Below are 18,065 nucleotides of genomic sequence, written 5' to 3'. Positions count from 1 at the left end.
TCACTGAGCGGGTTTCTCATTAAAGCCCCCGCCTAATGATTTAAACAAAGCTGTCAAATTTTCTGCCAGTGCTTGTTGCGAAGCGAGCTGTAATTCATTGGTTTGCGCTAGCTGCTGGCGGGTCTGTAGTACATAGCTGAAATTGGTTTCGCCCAATTGATAGCGTTGTTCTGCAAATTCCAATTGACGGTGTTGTGAGGCGAATGCTTGTTTGATTTGTGTTAGTCGTTGTTGTTCACGCTGATAGCGAATTAAGGCGATTTCCGTATCTGAAAATGCGGATAATACTGCTTGTCGATAATTGCTCAATGCCGCATCACGAGCGGCTTCACGGCTGTTCACTTGCGCGGCTAAACGACCACCGGTAAATAATGGAATAGATAATTGCGGGCCAATATTCCAATAGCGGCTGGCTAGGTTGGTTAATTTACCTGGTGTAATGGAATCCAGGCCGCCACTCGCCAGTAGCGTTAGTTGCGGATATTGTTCCGCTTTTGCTACGCCAATATCAGCCGTGGCGGCAGCTAATTCACGTTCTGCAATCCGCAAATCTGGACGGCGCAACAGCAAATCCGATGGCAAGCCAATAGAATCAATATGAGCCGGTACTGCTGGAATGTCAGCGTTGGCTTGCAAAATTGTGGCAACTTGTTCTTGCGGTTGATCTATCAATACCGTAATCGCCATCATTGACGCTAATGTGGCGGCTTGCAATGGAGGGATAGCGGCTGCAGCATTATGTAGTGCTGTTTGAGCTTCAGTGACATCGCTATCGGAGAGCAGCCCTGCTTTTTGTTGGAGTTGCATTAAGTCCAGCAAGTGTTGGCTATCTACAAAAATAGCTTCGGCATTTTTGCTGCGTAATTGCCATGCGCGGTAATCAATGACGTTACGCGTTACTTCGGCGGCAACGCGTAAAGCAACGCCTTCACGTTGCTGCTCTATGCTGTTTAAACGTGCTTTAGCCGCTTCAATACTGCGGGCAGTGTGACCAAATAAATCGATCTCCCATGAGGCATCAAAGCCAGCTTTGTAATCATTAAACATGGTGCGTGGATTGGGGAAAGGGATATTCGCCATGAGTTCGCTGTTTTTGCTGAACTGGTCGTGACTAATGTCGCCATTGGCATTTAATTGCGGTTGCGAGGCGCTGTCGATAATGCCCAGTTGCGCACGTGCTTGTCTTATATTTGCGTCGGCACTCGCTAAATCCAGGTTGCGCAGTAATGCGGCATCAACTAATTGGTTAATCGCAGAATCATTAAACGTAAGCCACCAACGGTCAGGTAATATTTCTACCTGTTGGTTGCTTGGACCGTCTTCAATTCGTTGGTATTGCTTAGGTAACTGGGCTGCCAGATCTGGTCGTTGATAATTAGGGCCGACCACACAGCCGGTTAACAATACACATGCTAAATAAATAGAGTATTTCATTGTCCGCTCCGGCGAATAAATATGAGGTAGGCCAGCGTAAGGGTGATGCTGGCGATCAGCAACAGCGGCCAAAGCTGGGGCCAGGTCTGGCTAAAGGTATAACCTTTCAGGAATATTCCCTTGATGGCAATAATGGCATGGCTGAGCGGATTCATGGCGCTGACAACTTGAAGGAATGGCGGCATGTTTTCTACCGGAGCCATATAGCCGGACAAAATAACGGCGGGCGACATAAATCCGAATGTCCCTAAAAATGCCTGTTGCTGGTTGGCGCACATGGCAGAAATTAACAAACCGAATCCTGCCAGCGACAAGCCGTAGCACAGCATGGTCAGATAGAGCAGCCAGACCGAACCTGTAAATGGAATCCGGTACACAAACACGGCGGCCAGTGCAATGATCGAGCCTTGCAGCAGCGCCACCAGAACACCCGGAACGGCTTTGCCGACCATGATGTAGGCCGGTGTCAGGGGCGATACCAGTAGCTGGTCAAACGTACCTTCTTCACGTTCCCGCGCCAGTGATAATGCGGTCACCATCAGGCAGCCGATGGTGGTGATAATGGCGACCAGGCTCGGCAGTACAAACCAGCGGTATTCAAGGTTGGGGTTATATAAATTTTGTACGGTTAATTGGACCGGCACGGCTTGCGGTTGCTGCTCCAGCACGAATTGCTGCAATATGAGCTGTGCATAGCTAAAGGCAATCTGGGCGCTGTTGGAACGGCGGCCGTCGATAATGGCCTGGATCTTGGCGGCTTGGCCAGTGGCGATCTGGCGTGAAAAATCCTGTGGAAGTCGAATTGCCAGTAATGCTTGTTGACGGTCGATCACCTGTTGCAATTGCGTTTCACTGTTGATCATGATCAGTTTTGGAAAAGCTTCGGCGGCGCTCAGCCGCTGGATCAATTCGATTGATGCCGCGCCGCCATCCTGATTGTAAATGGCCAGCGTGCTGTTTTTAACTTCCAATGTGGCCGCGAAGGGAAATACCAGCAGTTGCAGTAACACCGGCATGATCAGCATGCGGCGGCTTTGCGGGCTGCTGAACAAGGCTTGCAGTTCTTTTTTTATTAGCGTGATGATTGCATACCACATGGCTAGTTCCCATCCAGCCGACGGGCTGTTTTAAGTGCGGTCAGACCGAGCCAGAATAGTGCCGAGAGCAGCAAAAATCCGGTATTCAGCAACAGTACCGGCCAGATATCTCCGGCCTGAAAGATGGTTTGAAGTGCACTGACAAAATAGCGGGCCGGAATCAGATAACTGATGGCCCGCACCGGCAGCGGCATGCTGGCAATTTCAAACACAAAACCCGACAGCATGGTCGCTGGCAGAAAAGCTGCCACCAGTGCGCCTTGCGCCGCAACAAATTGGTTGCGGGTGACGGTGGATAGTAATAAACCAAGCCCCAGACTGCTGCCTAAAAACAGGCTGCTGACGATGAACAGCATCCAGTATGAACCGCGTAGCGGTACTCCCATTAATACGGTTGCAACCAGCACACACAAGCTCATGGCAATCATGCCCAACATATAGTAGGGAATGATTTTTGAAAGTAATAATTCACTGCGCGTAACGCTGGTCGACAAGAGCGCTTCCATCGTGCCGCGTTCCCATTCGCGCGCTACGACCAGCGAAGTCAGTAATGCGCCGATGACCGTCATGATCACGGAAATAGAGCCTGGCACCAGATAGTTGCGGCTGACCGTGGTTGGGTTAAACCAGTAGCGCGGTTCTAGCGAGGTGATGGCGAGGTCAGGCAAGCCCCGATCGCTGGCGCGCTGGGTTAGCCAGATTTGCAAACTACCCTGTAAATAGCTGGACAGGAAATTGGCGGTATTGGGTTCGGCACCGTCGGTCAGCAATTGAATCTGTGCCTGATCTTGAGTCTGATGTGTTTGCGCTTGCTGCACTTTGGCGGAAAAATCCGAGCCGAGCACGACCATGCCGCGCACGCTGCCGTTCTGAAGCTGATCCTGCATGGCAGAACGTGAATGCCCGGTGTGCACTTCCAGATAAGGCGAGCCGGTGAGCACATCGGCAAAGCGTTGCGCTTCGACGCCGCTGTCTTCTACGACCAGGCCGATCCGAACCCGGTTGGTATCGAGGTTGATGCCGTAGCCGAAGATGAACAGCAAAATCACCGGCAGCACAAAGGCGATCAGGATGCTGCTGGGATCGCGCACGATCTGGTAGCTTTCTTTGCGGCATAACGCTATTAAACGGCGGCGGCTAATGGTCGACATTGCTTGATCTCCTTTGCGCATCGTCGCGTTCTACCAGTCGGATGAAGGCATCTTCCATCGTTATCTCCGTCTCGTCCGGTAAGGTAGCGAGTTGCTTTAGCTGGTCCGGCGTACCGGCGGCAATGGTGCGGCCGCGGTAAATCAGGCCGATCCGGTCACAGTATTCGGCTTCGTCCATGAAGTGGGTGGTGACCATGACGGTGACGCCTTTGTCGACTAGTCCATTGATGTGAGTCCAGAATTCACGGCGGGTAATCGGGTCAACGCCGGAGGTCGGCTCGTCCAGAAACAGCAGAGGCGGCTGATGCATGATGGCGCAGGACAGCGCCAGTCGTTGTTTGAAGCCGAGCGGCAAACTGCCGGCCGGTGTGTTCAGATAGGGTTGCAGGTTGAAGACGCGCACCATATCGTCCACCATGTTGCGCTGTGCCTGATTACGCAAGCCGTAAATACCTGAAAAAAAATACAGGTTCTGTTGCACGCTGAGGTTGCCATACAGGGCGAATTTTTGCGCCATATAACCGAGTTGTCGACGTGCCTGGCTGGCGCTTTGTTTCAGGTCGATGCCCATCACTTTAGCCCAGCCGCTAGTGGGGCGCAGCAGGCCGCACATCATTTTGAATGTGGTGGATTTGCCGGCGCCATTGGGGCCTAACAAACCAAATATTTCGCCACGCTTGACGCGAAAATCGACGTGGTCGGTGGCGATGAAGTCGCCAAAGCGGCGGGTTAACTGATGCGCTTCGATGACTGCATCGGGATCAACGGCAGGATCTAATCTGGCTTCCGGCATATGTGCTGCTAGTACCGAGTCACCACCTGGGCCGCCGCCTAAAATATCGATAAAAGCGTCTTCCAGGCGCGGCGTCACTTCAATGAAGTGAGCATGTTCTCCGGCATTGAGTACGTTGATGGGGGGATAAACGGCAGCTTCTTTTAACACCAGTCGCAGGGCTTGGCCCTGTAATACGCCATCAATTACTTCGGGCGCGCGCAATGCCTGTTGCAAAACGTGGCGACGGTTGCCGGCTATGCCGCGCAACTGCACGCTGCGGCCGCGCATGCGCTCAATTAATGCTCCGGGCGTGCCTTGGTATTCCAGTTTGCCTTCGTTCATCAACAATACTTCGCCGCATAGTTCGGCTTCATCCAGGTAGGAGGTGCTCCATACCACCGTCATACCCTGCTGAGCCAGTTCGCCGACCATTTTCCACAGTTCACGGCGCGAGATGGGATCGACCCCGACGCTCGGTTCATCCAGCAGCAAAACGCGCGGCGAGCCGAGTAGGGTGCAGGCTAGTCCCAGTTTTTGTTTCATCCCGCCGGATAATTTTCCGGCTGGGCGGTCGGTGAAGCGCGCCAGATCGGTGAAGGCCAGCAGTTGCTGAAAACTTTGCTGGCGCGCCGCACCGGTGACATCGCGCAGGTCGGCATACAGGTTAAGGTTTTCCTGCACGGTCAGGTCTTCATACAGGCCGAATTTTTGCGGCATATAACCGAGTTGCGGGCGTAGGGCGGAAGCGTCGTTGATGGGGCTTAAGCCTTCTACCTGGATTGTGCCGCTAGTGGCTTTCAGCAGACCGGCCATTAACCGCATCAGGGTAGTTTTGCCTGCACCATCCGGGCCGACTATGCCGGTAATAATGCCGCGCCGAATGCTGCAGTTAAGGCCGCGCAAGGCGATTTGATCCGCAAATTGATGTTGCAGCGCGCTAATGGTGATAGCGTCGCCGCTGGCGCGGTTACTGTCCATTTAGTGCGCTGCCAGTTTGATGGTGACGGGCATACCCTGACGCAGTTGGGTATCGGCGTTCTCGACAATTACGCGCAACCGGTAGACGAGGGCGGTGCGTAGGTCGCTGGTTTCGACATTCTTGGGTGTGAATTCCGCCGTGGGCGAGACAAAACCAATCACGCCGTTATAGGGTTCTTTGCGTGAATCGGTGATGACCTTAACCCGGGTGCCGGGCGCGACTTTACCCAGATCAGGCTCGGCTACATAGGCGCGCACCCAGACCGGCTCGGTCAGTGACAGGGTGAGTGCTGTACTGCCAGCGGTAAGCATACTGCCGGGCTCAACGGCGCGAGTAAGAATGATGCCGTTGGACGGCGCTTTTAAAACGGTATCAGCTAACTGTAATTCAGCATTATTGAGTTGCGCTGCGGCGCGTTGCCTGTTGGCGGCTACTTCCGCGATTTCTTCCGGGCGATAACCGTGGCTTAGCGCCAGATATTGCTGGCGCGCCGCGTCTACCTGTGCTGTGGCCTGGTCATAGCCGGATTGGGCATCGTCGAGGCTACGTTGCGATCCTGCGCCGGTACCGGTGATTTTTTGCTGGCGTTGTAATAGTTGGCTTGCATTGAGAAGTGCTGCCAAACGGGTGTTTAAATTGGCTTTGGCTTGCTGGATATCTTCTTTTCGATAACCTTTTTTATACAGCATGTTGTGCGCTTCCAGTGCGGCGTTGTTGGCTTGTGCATCCGCCAGCGCGATCCGGTAAGGTTGGTCGTCAAGCTCGCCCAATACATCGCCCGCTTTAACTTGCGCACCTTCGTCTACCTGCAATGTCTTTAAACGTCCGCCAACCCGGAACGCCACATTGACCTGACGAATATCGACATTGCCAGAAAATTGCAGTTCTTCGCTTTGATGGCGGGTCTGATATAAAGCAAAACCAGCCACCAGGCATACGGTCACTAGGATAATAGCGACTACGATTTTTTTATTCATGTAGAAACTCCTTGGAATTAGGCATCAAACCTTGTAACGCCCATTGCAGACGTTGATCAATATGCTGTGGATCAGTGGCGAATTGCTTAATAGCTTGTTGCAGCAATTCAGGCAGCAGTTCTTTGCCGCTCAATACGTGTTGCAGCAAGATAGGTATGCCGCAGGCGGACATGAGAAACATGGCTTGATGTAACGGCGGTGCTATGCAGAGCTGACCTGCTTGCTGGGCATCTGCGATACATTGCAGCAGTATGCGCGGATGACGTGGCGCCAGTGTGCTGGTAAAACGCTGCGCGGCTATTTCGCCGGCGACTACGTCCTGCATTAACTGTGCGATAAATGCACCATTGGCATTAACAAAACTCAGCAGCTGGCGCAGCATGGCGTGCAGTCGCGTAAGTGGGTCGGCGTGGTGATTTTGTTGCCATTGTATTTGTTCGAATAGCGGCGCATACCAATATTCAATCAATTCCGCGATAAATTGATCGCGACTGCCGAAGTGATATACAAAACTGCCGGTATTGATTGCAGTTTCCTGGCATAGGCCACGCACTGTGATCGACCGTAAGCCATGCTGGCGCGCCATGGTTTTTCCATGTTCGAGCAGAGCTAGTCGGGTAGGATTGGTTGGGGTGGTCTTAGTCATTTATAGACTTTATACGCGCGTATAAATTACGTCAAGGAAATTTATGCAGATGTATAAATTAATTATTGCTGACTTAAATAGAGAAAATTGTTTTGTAAATTTAAGCTTGGATGGCAATTGTTGTAGCCTGGATTGTTCGCTATTTAACTTCGATCAACGGATACCCTAGCCTTTGTTAATCGCTTATTATCCGATTTATTTCTTTTGACTAATGGACGCAACAAATGTCATCAATGCCGCTGGAACGATGCTGGACAATATTTTTGCTCTTCCTTCGATTGGGATTAACGTCGTTTGGCGGTCCGGTTGCGCATCTGGGCTATTTTCGCGAAGAATTCGTTACGCGTCGGCGCTGGCTTAGCGAGTCTAGTTACACCGATCTGGTGGCTTTGTGCCAGTTTTTGCCGGGGCCGAGCAGTAGTCAGGTCGGCATGGCAATCGGTTTGCTGCGCGGTGGTGCGACGGGTGCGTTGGCGGCTTGGGCTGGATTTACTTTGCCATCGGCGTTGATGCTGTGCTTGTTCGGTATGGGGTTGTCGACGTGGGGCGGGGCGGTTCCTGTCGGCGTCTTACATGGTTTGAAAGTGGTTGCCGTGGCGGTTGTGGCACAGGCCGTTTGGGGTATGGCACGCCAGCTTTGTACCGGTGCAACGCGTATCGCTATTACTTTGGCCGCGGCAGGGCTGGTGTTGTTCTGGCCGATGCCGCTAGGGCAGGTGAGCGTGATTGTGGCCGCAGCCGTGCTGGGCATTGTATTGTTTAAACCTGCGCAAGCTGTGCTGCATGAACCGCTGCCTATTACTATCAGTCGCCGCCTTGCTTTGCTATTGCTGGGCATATTTTTTGCGTTACTGATTGGCCTGCCGATCTGCTTGGAAATGTGGCCAAATCATTTGCTGGCGATGGTGAATGCATTCTATCGCGCCGGGGCATTAGTTTTTGGCGGCGGTCACGTCGTATTGCCGCTGTTGCAGAGCGCTGTGGTGTCAAACGGCTGGGTTAGCAATGATACTTTTTTATCTGGTTATGGAATGACGCAGGCAGTGCCGGGGCCGCTGTTTACTTTTTCTGCTTTTCTTGGTGCATCCATGAACCAGTCGCCGAACGGATGGCTGTGCGCGGCGCTGTGCTTGATTGCGATTTTTACGCCGTCATTTTTATTGATTTTCGGCGTGTTGCCGTTTTGGGAGCAGTTGCGGCGCAGCGTGCATACGCAAGCGGCACTTGCGGGCGTGAATGCTGCTGTGGTGGGTTTGCTGCTGGCGGCGTTGTATCACCCGGTCTGGACTGGCGCGATAATGAAGCTTGCCGATCTAGCCTTGTTGCTGGCCGCTTTTTTTGCACTAATGTTTTGGCGCTTGCCACCGTGGTTGGTTGTGCTGGGATGTGGGGTTGGCGGATGGTTGCTTAGTTGATTTTTGAAGCATAAATTTAAAAAAGGTATATGAAAAGCGCGCAGTTAGAGTGCTTGGGCCGTGCTTGAATAAAGTGCTTTCACGCCCGACTACCTAGTTTTTCACCTCAGGTATAATTCGTAAAAATTAGCACGACCATTCACTTTTTACGGCATTTTATGAAAACATCAACATCTGAATTTATCGCATTAAGAGGGCATCAATATCACTGCAGGCACTGGGGTGACCCGACTGCACCGATGATTTTTATGGTGCATGGCTGGATGGACGTGGGTGCTTCATTCCAGTTTGTGGTGGATAGTTTAAAGGCTGATTGGCATGTGATTGCGCCCGATATGCGCGGCTTTGGTTTGACGAATGGTCCGACCACCGATGCTTATTGGTTCCCAGATTATTTAGCTGATCTGGATGCGTTATTACAGCATTACAGTCCGGATGCTGCAATTAATCTGGTAGGGCACAGCATGGGTGGTAATGTGGTTGGTTTATACGCTGGAATCCGGCCAGAACGGATCGCAAAACTGGTGATTTTGGAAGGCTTTGGGTTGCCAACAACCAAGCCAACTCAAGCACCGGCGCGCTATAAAAAATGGTTGGACGAATTACGCGAAAAGCCGGAAATGCGAACCTATGCAAGCGCGGCAGAAGTGGCAAAACGACTGCAAAAAACCAATCCACGCTTAAATGATGAACGTGCCGCCTTTTTGGCGCAACATTGGTCGCGTGAAAATGCTAGTGGACAGTGGGAGATTTTAGGCGATCCTGCCCATAAATTATCTAGCCCTATTTTGTATCGGGTAGAAGAAGTCATGGCGTGTTGGGAAGCCGTGACTGCACCCGTGTTATGGGTGGAAGCCGACGATACGGCAATCTGGTCCTGGATCGGCGGAAAAGAAAAAGGTCGCCCAGAAACCGATCGGCGTTTAACGCATTTCAAACAACTCAAAACAGAGCTGGTACTGGACGCCGGTCACATGCTTCATCATGATCAGCCTCAGGCGCTGGCTAAATTGATTGAGGATTTCGTAGGGTTGCCGAAAGCGGTCTAATTAGCTTCTGATAGTCGGAATTAAGTGAAGCGGAGTACAATAGCCCTGTATCCGCTCACTAACTTCCTCCCATGCTAAACATTGATTTACACTGCCACTCCACCGTATCCGATGGCTTGCTTTCCCCCGCTGACGTTGCTACTCGTGCGCATAATAATGGCGTTGATGTCTGGGCGCTCACCGATCACGATGAAATCGGCGGAATCTCTGTTGCTCGCGCTACCGCCAAAGAGTTAGGCATGCGCCATGTAGCAGGCGTGGAAATTTCAATTACCTGGGCAGGTCACACCATTCACATCGTCGGTTTGCAAATTGACGAAACCAATCCGCAACTGGTGCAAGGCTTATATGACACTCGCCATGGCCGTGAAAAACGCGCCCAACAAATCGGCGAGATGTTGGCAGAAGTTGGTATTCCCAATGCTTATCAAGGCGCATTGCATTATGTCGGTAATCCTGATCTGATTTCACGCACCCATTTCGCTCGTTATCTGGTGGAAAGCGGCACATGCCGCGATATTAGTGATGTCTTTAAGAATTATTTGGTGGAAGGTAAGCCGGGCTATGTCGAGCATCGTTGGGCTAGCTTAAAAGATGCCTTGACTTGGATAAAAGGCGCTGGAGGCGTGGCGGTGGTTGCGCATCCGGGCCGTTATGATCTAACGCAGCTGGAAATGTCGGCATTTTTAGATGAGTTCAAGCAATACGGCGGGTTGGGAATTGAAGTCGTCACCGGTAGTCATACTCCAGATCAATACGCTGAATATGCCAAAATTGCCCAGCAATATGGCTTTTTGGCTTCACGCGGCTCAGATTTCCATGGACCTGGTGAATCTAAGACCGAATTAGGTGCTTTGCCACCGTTGCCGGGTAATTTAGTGCCGGTCTGGCACGATTGGTTTTAGCTGCGTGGTTTTCACTGCTTAGTTTCAAATAAGATACATTTTGTTGCAGATTTTATATTGCAACAATAAAGTCTTATCTTGAAACTAACGAATTATTCCCCATTTATCGTTATTCATTGAATTTTTGGAGACTCCTTTATGAAGCGTATATTCCTATTTCTAGCGACTAACCTGGCCGTGATGCTGGTGATGTCGGTGGTGTTGTCACTACTAGGCGTCAATCGCTATTTAACTGCTAATGGCTTGAACTTCAGCATGTTGATGGTATTTTCATTGGTAGTCGGCTTTACCGGCGCTTTCTTTTCATTGCTCATCAGCAAGCCGATGGCTAAATGGTCAACTGGTGCGCGCGTTATTGATGCGCCAACTACGAGTACCGAATTATGGTTAGTTAGCGTCGTAAAAAACCTGGCTGAACGTGCCGGGATCGGTATGCCAGATGTGGCTGTGTATGACGGTGCTCCGAATGCATTTGCTACCGGCGCGTTTAAAAATTCGGCCTTAGTTGCGGTTTCTACCGGACTGTTAGAAAGCATGACCCGCGAAGAAGTGGAAGCAGTGTTAGGGCATGAAGTAGCGCACATAGCTAACGGCGACATGGTGACGATGGCCTTGATTCAAGGCGTGGTAAATACCTTTGTGGTGTTTTTAGCGCGCGTCGTCGGCTATGTAATTGATAAAGCGATTTTTAAAAACAGCGATGATGACAGGCCCGGCATCGGTTATATGGTGACGGTGTTTGTATGTGAAATCATCTTCGGTTTTGCTGCTTCGATTATCGTCTGCTGGTTCTCACGTCAACGTGAATTTCGTGCCGATGCCGGTTCAGCCAAATTGATGGGTAATGGCCAGCCTATGATTAATGCCTTATCTCGCTTAGGTGGTTTGGTGCCGGGCGAATTGCCAAAGTCCATGGCAGCTTCAGGTATTAGTGATAAAGCCGGTGTTGCCGCTTTGTTTTCAACTCATCCGCCGATGGAAGAGCGCATTGCTGCATTGCGCGCTTTGAATTAAATTGAATTTAATTTGATAATGAATGCGATTTAATTGAAAAATAATCTCGCATTCATTCACCTCGTATTTATTCATCCCGCATTTACTCACTCTTATGAGCCAATACTTTTACCTGCATCCAGACAATCCGCAAGCGCGCTTAATCAAGCAGGCAAGCCAGATTATTCATTCTGGCGGCATCGTCGCCGTACCGACTGATTCCTGCTACGCCCTGGTTTGTCATCTTGATGATAAGGATGCGGTACAACGTTTGCGTCGGATTCGTGAGGTTGATGAAAAGCATCATCTGACCTTGTTATGTCGCGATTTAAGTGAAATTGCCAACTATGCCAAAGTCGATAATCGTCAATACCGCCTGCTAAAAGCGGCGACTCCGGGCCCTTACACGTTTATTCTGGAAGCCACCAAAGAAGTACCACGGCGCTTATCGCATCCCTCACGTAAAACCATCGGTTTACGGGTGCCGGAACATAAAATTATTCATGCTTTGCTCTCCGAATTAGGGCAGCCGTTGCTTGGAGCCACGCTGATTTTGCCGAATCAAGAACTGCCATTGACTGAGCCGGAAGAAATTCGTGACTGTTTGGAGAATCAGATTGACCTGATTATTGATGGCGGGGCATGTAGCTTGGAGCCGACCACGGTCGTGGATTTAACGGGTGAAGAAGCATTGCTGCTGCGTTTAGGACGTGGTGATGTGAGTATTTTTGGTCTGTAGAAGTTACAGAATTGACAGATTTATTAGTTGCTCTGATAGAATCCCGCCTTATGAATGAATTAATCCAAACCTTGGCGGTATACGCCATTCCGATGATCTTTGCCATTACCTTGCATGAATCTGCGCATGCCTTTGTGGCCAGATACTTTGGTGATGACACAGCTTACTTACGTGGGCGCTTGAGCTTAAATCCTCTCAAACACATAGATCCGATCGGTACATTGTTACTTCCAGCACTTATGCTTTTGGTGAGTAAGGGTACTTTTGCATTTGGCTATGCTAAGCCGGTACCGGTTAATTTTAGCGCATTGAGAAACCCCAAGCGCGATATGATCTGGGTTGCTTTGGCTGGCCCTGCCTCAAATTTTTTCATGGCATTGATTTGGTTTTTGAGTATTTATGCAATGGTAGTGATACATTTTGATGTGCCGTTTTTACTAAAGATGGCGCAAGCGGGTATTGCGGTGAATGTCATTATGTTTGCGTTGAATTTATTTCCTATGTTGCCTCTAGACGGTGGCCGCATTCTGGTTGGATTATTGCCAATGAAACAGGCGTATCAGTTTTCAAAAATTGAACCCTATGGTTTTTTTATTGTGCTAGGTCTACTTTGGTTGAATCTACTGGATAAATACTGGTTAAATCCAGTAGCGAGTTGGACTGAAACATCGCTACAACTTCTTCTTACACCCCTGCAGTTTTTAATTAAGTGAAACTAAACCCACATGTACCCTGAACGCGTTGTTTCTGGTATGCGCCCCACTGGCGCAATGCATTTAGGGCACTACCACGGTGCCCTAAAAAACTGGATCAAAATGCAGGCAGAATTGCCTTGTTTATTTTTTGTCGCTGATTGGCACGCATTAACGACCCATTATGACGATCCCAGCAGTCTTGAAAAAAGCACTTGGGATATGTTAATTGATTGGCTGGCGGCAGGCGTCGACCCATCTCAAGCTACTCTTTTTATTCAATCTAAAGTCCCAGAACACGCCGAACTGCATTTACTGCTTTCGATGGCAACGCCATTGGGCTGGCTGGAACGCGTGCCTACTTACAAAGATCAGCAAGAAAAATTGCAAGATCGTGATTTATCAACGTATGGCTTTCTTGGTTATCCGTTATTGCAGGCTGCCGATGTCCTGATTTATCGTGCCAGCCAAGTACCGGTAGGCGATGATCAGGTGCCGCACGTTGAAATGATGCGTGAAATTGCGCGTCGTTTTAACCATATTTACGGTAAAGAAAAAGGCTTTGAAAAAAACGCCGTAGAAGCGGTGAAGAAACTCGGCAGCAAGCGCGCAAAACTGTATACCGAGTTACGCGCCGAATTTCAGGAGCAAGGCTTAGTTGCCTCGTTAGACCAAGCACATGCCTTATTAAATGAAGCGCAAAACTTGAGCATGATAGATCGCGAACGCTTATTCGGTTATCTGGAAGGCAGTCGTAAGCTGATTTTGGTCGAGCCGCAAGTTAAATTAACTACTTCATCGCGACTACCCGGTTTAGATGGTCAAAAAATGTCTAAAAGTTACGGCAATGCAATTGCGCTGCGTGAAGATAAAGACAGTCTGACCTTGAAAATACGTACAATGGTGACCGATCCGGCGCGGGTCCGTCGCACCGATATCGGTAATCCGGAAAAATGCCCGGTTTGGCAATTGCATCAAGTGTATTCAGACGAAGATACCAAAGAATGGGTGCAAAAAGGCTGTCGTAGTGCGGGCATTGGTTGCCTTGACTGCAAGCAGCCGGTGATTGAAGCCATCATTAAAGAACAAGAGCCGATGCATGAGCGTGCACAACAGTATTTGGATGAGCCGAGCCTAGTTCGTGCCATTGCGGCCGATGGCTGCGATAAAGCCCGTAAGTTAGCGCAAGAAACCATGCGTGATGTTCGCGAAGCAATGGGAATTAGTTATACCTGATGACATATTTAGCCTCGCCCCCGGGCTCACTCTGGCTTAACCGCTTTATTCACCTAATACCACCCGGTGAAGTGCTGGATTTAGCCAGTGGTGCTGGGCGCAACTGCCCGGCGCTACTCGCTGCTGGTAATTCAGTGTTAGCGTTAGACCGTGACCCGCATTCATTAGCGCAAGCTGCCGAATTGGGCGCGGCGACGTTGTGCCATGATCTAGAGCAACCATCCTCAGTCTGGCCGTTTGAGGTGGATCGTTTTGCTGGCATTGTGGTGTGTAATTACCTGCATCGGCCCTTATTCCCTTTTATCTTGTCCAGTCTTGCTCCGCAAGGAGTGTTGATCATTGAGACGTTTGCGCAGGGAAACGCCCAGTTTGGGAAGCCGAGTAATCCAGAGTTTTTGCTGGCACCTGATGAGTTGTTAGGGTTGGTAACATTAATGCCAAATCAGCCATTGCATGTGGTTGCTTACGAATGTGGTTATGTTGACCAGCCCAAACCGGCTTTGGTGCAGCGTATTTGTATTAAAAAGAGTGCTTTGGCTGATGCGCATTTAGCTCGAAACTAAAGTAAATTATTCTAGTAATCAAACTAATAAATTACTGAGCGCAATGACGGGCTATCCGCTACAATCAACGTTTTATATTTTTTGACGCATTATCATGACTATGATTACGGGAAGCCTAGTTGCAATTGTTACACCTATGCATGCAGATGGTAGTCTGGATATTCCGGGATTACGTAAGTTAATTGACTGGCATATCAGTGAAGGTACTGACGGGATCGTGATTGCTGGTACTACCGGTGAATCCGCGACGGTTTCGGTTGAAGAGCATCGCGAATTAATTCAGGTGGCTGTTGAACATACGAATAAACGTATTCCTGTTATCGCCGGTTCTGGCGGTAATTCTACTCAAGAAGCTATTGCACTAACGGCCTACGCCAAAGAAGTTGGGGCTGACGCTTCTTTGCAAGTTGTGCCTTACTACAATCGGCCTACTCAAGAAGGCATGTACCAGCATTTCAAAAAGATTGCCGAATCAGTTGATATCCCCCTCATTTTGTACAATGTGCCGGGCCGTACTGCTTCAGATATGTCTAATGAAACTATCGCTCGTTTAGCGCAGATTCCTAATATCGTCGGCATCAAAGAAGCCAGCGGTAATATTGGGCGTGATATCGAATTGTTAGCGATGGTTCCGGAAGGCTTTGCCATTTATTCTGGTGACGATTTATCTGCCATGGCTTTGATGTTATGCGGTGGTAAAGGAAATATTTCTGTAACGGCAAATATCGCTCCTCGTGCCATGCACGAATTATGTGTAGCGGCAATGGCTGGTGATATTGCAAAAGCTAAAGCGATTAACCAACCGTTAATTCCTTTGCATATGAAATTGTTTATTGAGCCTAATCCAGTTCCAGTAAAATGGGCGATGGCTGAAATGGGGCTAATTCCAACGGGTATCCGTTTGCCTTTGGTAACGTTTTCAAGCCAATACCATGAAACGTTAGCCAATTCATTACGGGCTGTTGATCTGCTCAAATAAGTAGTTGAAGAAGCTATAAAGAAGTGGTGCAGAAGTGATGCAGAAGTAATTAAGCGCGCTGTTTTAGCGCGGGTTTATCTGGGTATTTAAGCGGGGTTGGTGTCGGCGTTAAGCCATACACTGAAAAATTTTAACTATGAGTTTGTATCGAAATGACTATGCGCAATAATTCACGCAACAATTCACTGAGTAAAATGGTTTCCATGTTGGCTGTTGTTGCAATTGCCGGCTGTAGTTCAACGGGTAATTTTTTGCAACCAGATCGTATTGATTACAAAAGTGCGAGTAAAAAAGATGCGGTTGCCCCGACCTTGGATGTACCTCCCGATTTGAGTCAAATTTCCCGTGATAACCGTTTTTCGATTCCTGACAATGGTTCAACTGGTCCATTAACAGCATCTAGTTTCAATGCTAAATCTAGCGGCGCTGCTACACAACAAACTGTGGCAGCACCGGTTACAACAGCAATCAATACCCTGGAAGATATGCGGATTGAGCGCGACGGTTCGCAGCGCTGGTTATTAGTGAAGCAGAGCCCTGAAGTGTTGTGGCCTAAGATTAAAGATTTTTGGCAGGAAAATGGTTTCTTGATTAATCAAGACTCTCAAACTACTGGTGTGATGGAAACCGATTGGGCAGAAAATCGCGCCAAAATTCCTGAAGATTTTTTGCGCAAAACTATCGGTTATGTATTTGATTCCCTGTATTCAACCGGTGAGCGCGATAAATTCCGTACCCGTTTAGAGCGTCGTGATGATGGTTCTACTGAAATTTACATCAGTCATCGTGGCGTTGAAGAAGTTCTGATTGGTGCGCAAAAAGATACTACAACTTGGGCTGCACGTCCTAACGACCCAGCTTTAGAGGCGGCTTTCCTGACGCGTTTAATGGTGAGCTTGGGAGCTACTCAAGAAAAAGCTAAAGAAATCGTTGCAACTACGGTAAATCAGCCAATTAAAGCTAAATTAGTTAAAGATGGCGCCGCTTCCTTAATTAACGTGGATGAAAGTTTTGACCGTGCATGGCGTCGGGTTGGTTTGGCATTGGATCGGGTTGGCTTCACTGTCGAAGATCGCGATCGTGCTAAAGGTATTTATTTTGTTCGTTATGTTGACCCAGATGGAGACAGCAACAAAGACGGTTTCTTCTCGCGCATATTTAGCTTTGGTGACAAAGAAAAAGATGCAAAACGTTATCGGATAACGGTGAAAGGCGAGGCCAATGTGACTCATGTTGCCGTTCAAAATAATGATGGCGGCGCTGAGAACTCAGCTGCGTCGGATAAGATTTTGAATCTGTTGTTGGAACAGTTGAAGTAATAATGATTGGATATAACTCTGTAAGGAGTTAATCGAAAATAGCGATGAATAAAGTTAATCACTTTGTTCATCGTTTTTTTTATTCTATTTTTTGTGAAGGTAATTCTATGTCGATAGCAACAGCTACTTCCCTTATTCAGGAACAACTCGATGCTTACAATGCTAAAGATCTTGAGCGTTGGCTTGCTACCTATGCGCCTGATGCAGAGCAATATACCTTGCATGGCGAATGTTTTGCGCGTGGACATGCCGAAATGCGTACTCGGATAGCCGCTCGGTTTTTAGAGCCTGATCTGCACGCAAAGCTTATCAATCGCACCGTTATGGGCAATATCGTAGTTGATCTTGAAGTCATTACGCGTAATTTTCCAGAAGGCCTTGGAACGGTTGAAATGCTTTGTATTTATGAAGTTGTTAATGGACTCATTCAAAAGGCTTCTTTCTCTATGGGGTCAGCCAAACTCGATGTCAGGTAGTGGATGCGCTACGCTTATTTAAATTAATAAAACCTAATCATGAATATCGAAAAATTAAACCCGGATGCACCGGAAGTTCATGTACTTATCACTGAATCGAATCATTATATGGCGGCGCTTTATCCGGCGGAAAGTAATCATATAGAGGGCGTTGATGGGTGAAGAGTCTTACGGTGAGATTAAGCGTGTTTTTGTGATGGATAGTCATCGCGGTAAAGGTATTTCAAAACGTATTATGAGTCATCTTGAAAAACATTTAGTGATGCTGGGCGTGCCTGTTGCACGGTTGGAGACTGGAGTTAAACAACCTGAAGCATTGAAAAGTTTAGGTTATGTGGCGTGTGCGCCGTTTGGGGGATATGCTCTTGATCCGTTTAGTATGTTTATGGATAAGAGGTTGTTGCCGTAGTTTTGATGCGCATTTTTGCGTTTGATTTGTTAGCTGCTACTATGGTTTATTTTCGTTCAGTAGGCCGGTGGTAGACCGGCAGCTACCTGCCTTTTTTGCGTCGCTGTATAGACGTGAGACATGGGTAACACCTGTATCAGGACATAGGTAACACTATTGGGCATCAAGAATGATGTCCAATCGGAGCCGCCATTATGACCTGGAATACAGCCAATACTATGGACTTACGTT

The 18,065-nt window shown here is 48.9% G+C and carries 19 protein-coding genes; 13 read left to right on the top strand and 6 right to left on the bottom strand.

What is annotated here, in order from left to right; translation table 11 throughout:
• Genes S2091_RS22980 through S2091_RS22955 form a run of 6 tightly spaced genes read right to left on the bottom strand, consistent with a single transcriptional unit; the run spans position 1 to position 7,059 of the window.
• Positions 1 to 1,434 (bottom strand): efflux transporter outer membrane subunit, encoded by a 1,434-nt coding sequence (locus S2091_RS22980; protein WP_105534316.1) that lies wholly within the window; start codon positions 1,432 to 1,434, stop codon positions 1 to 3.
• Entirely contained in the window at positions 1,431 to 2,531 is a 1,101-nt protein-coding gene (locus S2091_RS22975; protein WP_105534315.1) for an ABC transporter permease, read from the bottom strand. Before S2091_RS22975 ends, S2091_RS22980 begins: the two co-directional genes overlap by 4 nt.
• Positions 2,532 to 2,533: 2 nt before the next feature.
• Positions 2,534 to 3,682 (bottom strand): ABC transporter permease, encoded by a 1,149-nt coding sequence (locus S2091_RS22970; protein ID WP_207769789.1) that lies wholly within the window; start codon positions 3,680 to 3,682, stop codon positions 2,534 to 2,536.
• The gene (locus S2091_RS22965) at positions 3,669 to 5,435 is read right to left on the bottom strand and encodes an ATP-binding cassette domain-containing protein (protein ID WP_105534314.1); all 1,767 of its coding nucleotides are present in this window, start codon (positions 5,433 to 5,435) and stop codon (positions 3,669 to 3,671) included. The genes S2091_RS22970 and S2091_RS22965 overlap by 14 nt, the downstream gene beginning before the upstream one ends.
• Positions 5,436 to 6,413, bottom strand: coding sequence for a secretion protein HlyD (gene hlyD / locus S2091_RS22960; protein ID WP_105534313.1), 978 nt, complete (start codon positions 6,411 to 6,413; stop codon positions 5,436 to 5,438).
• A complete protein-coding gene (locus S2091_RS22955) occupies positions 6,406 to 7,059 on the bottom strand; it encodes a TetR/AcrR family transcriptional regulator (RefSeq protein ID WP_112886632.1) in 654 nt (217 codons plus the stop codon). The genes hlyD and S2091_RS22955 overlap by 8 nt, the downstream gene beginning before the upstream one ends.
• Before the next feature lie 224 nt (positions 7,060 to 7,283).
• On the opposite strand from S2091_RS22955, the gene chrA reads away from it, so the two are divergent.
• From chrA to S2091_RS22895, 13 genes are all read left to right on the top strand, one after another.
• Positions 7,284 to 8,474 (top strand): chromate efflux transporter, encoded by a 1,191-nt coding sequence (gene chrA / locus S2091_RS22950; protein ID WP_105534311.1) that lies wholly within the window; start codon positions 7,284 to 7,286, stop codon positions 8,472 to 8,474.
• Positions 8,475 to 8,632: 158 nt separating this feature from the next.
• On the top strand, positions 8,633 to 9,523 hold the full coding sequence (locus S2091_RS22945) for an alpha/beta fold hydrolase (RefSeq protein ID WP_105534310.1): 891 nt from the start codon (positions 8,633 to 8,635) through the stop codon (positions 9,521 to 9,523).
• 71 nt (positions 9,524 to 9,594) lie between these two features.
• Positions 9,595 to 10,428 carry a 3',5'-nucleoside bisphosphate phosphatase gene (locus S2091_RS22940; protein WP_105534309.1) on the top strand — a complete coding sequence of 278 codons (834 nt, stop codon included), beginning with the start codon at positions 9,595 to 9,597 and terminating at the stop codon, positions 10,426 to 10,428.
• A gap of 138 nt (positions 10,429 to 10,566) precedes the next feature.
• Positions 10,567 to 11,442, top strand: a complete 876-nt coding sequence (htpX, locus tag S2091_RS22935; RefSeq protein ID WP_105534308.1) for a protease HtpX — start codon at positions 10,567 to 10,569, stop codon at positions 11,440 to 11,442.
• Between the two features lie 94 nt (positions 11,443 to 11,536).
• Complete coding sequence (locus S2091_RS22930) at positions 11,537 to 12,160, top strand: L-threonylcarbamoyladenylate synthase (protein WP_105534307.1); 624 nt, start codon at positions 11,537 to 11,539, stop codon at positions 12,158 to 12,160.
• 50 nt (positions 12,161 to 12,210) lie between these two features.
• A complete protein-coding gene (locus S2091_RS22925; protein ID WP_105534306.1) occupies positions 12,211 to 12,873 on the top strand; it encodes a site-2 protease family protein in 663 nt (220 codons plus the stop codon).
• A gap of 12 nt (positions 12,874 to 12,885) precedes the next feature.
• Positions 12,886 to 14,088 (top strand): tryptophan--tRNA ligase, encoded by a 1,203-nt coding sequence (locus S2091_RS22920; RefSeq protein ID WP_105534305.1) that lies wholly within the window; start codon positions 12,886 to 12,888, stop codon positions 14,086 to 14,088.
• Complete coding sequence (locus S2091_RS22915) at positions 14,088 to 14,651, top strand: class I SAM-dependent methyltransferase (RefSeq protein ID WP_105534304.1); 564 nt, start codon at positions 14,088 to 14,090, stop codon at positions 14,649 to 14,651. Before S2091_RS22920 ends, S2091_RS22915 begins: the two co-directional genes overlap by 1 nt.
• A 100-nt stretch (positions 14,652 to 14,751) precedes the next feature.
• A complete protein-coding gene (gene dapA, locus S2091_RS22910; RefSeq protein ID WP_105534329.1) occupies positions 14,752 to 15,630 on the top strand; it encodes a 4-hydroxy-tetrahydrodipicolinate synthase in 879 nt (292 codons plus the stop codon).
• 152 nt (positions 15,631 to 15,782) lie between these two features.
• Complete coding sequence (bamC, locus tag S2091_RS22905) at positions 15,783 to 16,949, top strand: outer membrane protein assembly factor BamC (RefSeq protein ID WP_105534303.1); 1,167 nt, start codon at positions 15,783 to 15,785, stop codon at positions 16,947 to 16,949.
• Between the two features lie 107 nt (positions 16,950 to 17,056).
• Positions 17,057 to 17,425: a nuclear transport factor 2 family protein gene (locus S2091_RS22900; RefSeq protein ID WP_105534328.1), complete on the top strand. Its 369-nt coding sequence runs from the start codon at positions 17,057 to 17,059 to the stop codon at positions 17,423 to 17,425.
• A 39-nt stretch (positions 17,426 to 17,464) separates the two neighbouring features.
• On the top strand, positions 17,465 to 17,587 hold the full coding sequence (locus S2091_RS24690) for a hypothetical protein (protein ID WP_279338283.1): 123 nt from the start codon (positions 17,465 to 17,467) through the stop codon (positions 17,585 to 17,587).
• Positions 17,580 to 17,834 carry a GNAT family N-acetyltransferase gene (locus S2091_RS22895; RefSeq protein WP_243405535.1) on the top strand — a complete coding sequence of 85 codons (255 nt, stop codon included), beginning with the start codon at positions 17,580 to 17,582 and terminating at the stop codon, positions 17,832 to 17,834. Before S2091_RS24690 ends, S2091_RS22895 begins: the two co-directional genes overlap by 8 nt.
• The last annotated feature ends 231 nt before the right edge of the window (positions 17,835 to 18,065 follow it).

Source organism: Solimicrobium silvestre, assembly GCF_002976435.1.
Lineage (GTDB): Bacteria > Pseudomonadota > Gammaproteobacteria > Burkholderiales > Burkholderiaceae_D > Solimicrobium > Solimicrobium silvestre.
This window is presented reverse-complemented; position numbering and strand designations above follow the sequence as displayed.

Coding starts and splice junctions, on each gene's coding strand:
- S2091_RS22895 (WP_243405535.1), top strand. CDS start 17,580: ATGGGTGAAGAGTCTTACGGTGAGATTAAGCGTGTTTTTGTGATGGAT.
- S2091_RS22940 (WP_105534309.1), top strand. CDS start 9,595: ATGCTAAACATTGATTTACACTGCCACTCCACCGTATCCGATGGCTTG.
- dapA (WP_105534329.1), top strand. CDS start 14,752: ATGATTACGGGAAGCCTAGTTGCAATTGTTACACCTATGCATGCAGAT.
- S2091_RS22900 (WP_105534328.1), top strand. CDS start 17,057: ATGTCGATAGCAACAGCTACTTCCCTTATTCAGGAACAACTCGATGCT.
- bamC (WP_105534303.1), top strand. CDS start 15,783: ATGACTATGCGCAATAATTCACGCAACAATTCACTGAGTAAAATGGTT.
- S2091_RS22915 (WP_105534304.1), top strand. CDS start 14,088: ATGACATATTTAGCCTCGCCCCCGGGCTCACTCTGGCTTAACCGCTTT.
- hlyD (WP_105534313.1), bottom strand. CDS start 6,413: ATGAATAAAAAAATCGTAGTCGCTATTATCCTAGTGACCGTATGCCTG.
- S2091_RS22930 (WP_105534307.1), top strand. CDS start 11,537: ATGAGCCAATACTTTTACCTGCATCCAGACAATCCGCAAGCGCGCTTA.
- S2091_RS22945 (WP_105534310.1), top strand. CDS start 8,633: ATGAAAACATCAACATCTGAATTTATCGCATTAAGAGGGCATCAATAT.
- htpX (WP_105534308.1), top strand. CDS start 10,567: ATGAAGCGTATATTCCTATTTCTAGCGACTAACCTGGCCGTGATGCTG.
- S2091_RS22965 (WP_105534314.1), bottom strand. CDS start 5,435: ATGGACAGTAACCGCGCCAGCGGCGACGCTATCACCATTAGCGCGCTG.
- chrA (WP_105534311.1), top strand. CDS start 7,284: ATGTCATCAATGCCGCTGGAACGATGCTGGACAATATTTTTGCTCTTC.
- S2091_RS22955 (WP_112886632.1), bottom strand. CDS start 7,059: ATGACTAAGACCACCCCAACCAATCCTACCCGACTAGCTCTGCTCGAA.
- S2091_RS22980 (WP_105534316.1), bottom strand. CDS start 1,434: ATGAAATACTCTATTTATTTAGCATGTGTATTGTTAACCGGCTGTGTG.
- S2091_RS22975 (WP_105534315.1), bottom strand. CDS start 2,531: ATGTGGTATGCAATCATCACGCTAATAAAAAAAGAACTGCAAGCCTTG.
- S2091_RS22925 (WP_105534306.1), top strand. CDS start 12,211: ATGAATGAATTAATCCAAACCTTGGCGGTATACGCCATTCCGATGATC.
- S2091_RS22920 (WP_105534305.1), top strand. CDS start 12,886: ATGTACCCTGAACGCGTTGTTTCTGGTATGCGCCCCACTGGCGCAATG.
- S2091_RS24690 (WP_279338283.1), top strand. CDS start 17,465: ATGAATATCGAAAAATTAAACCCGGATGCACCGGAAGTTCATGTACTT.
- S2091_RS22970 (WP_207769789.1), bottom strand. CDS start 3,682: ATGTCGACCATTAGCCGCCGCCGTTTAATAGCGTTATGCCGCAAAGAA.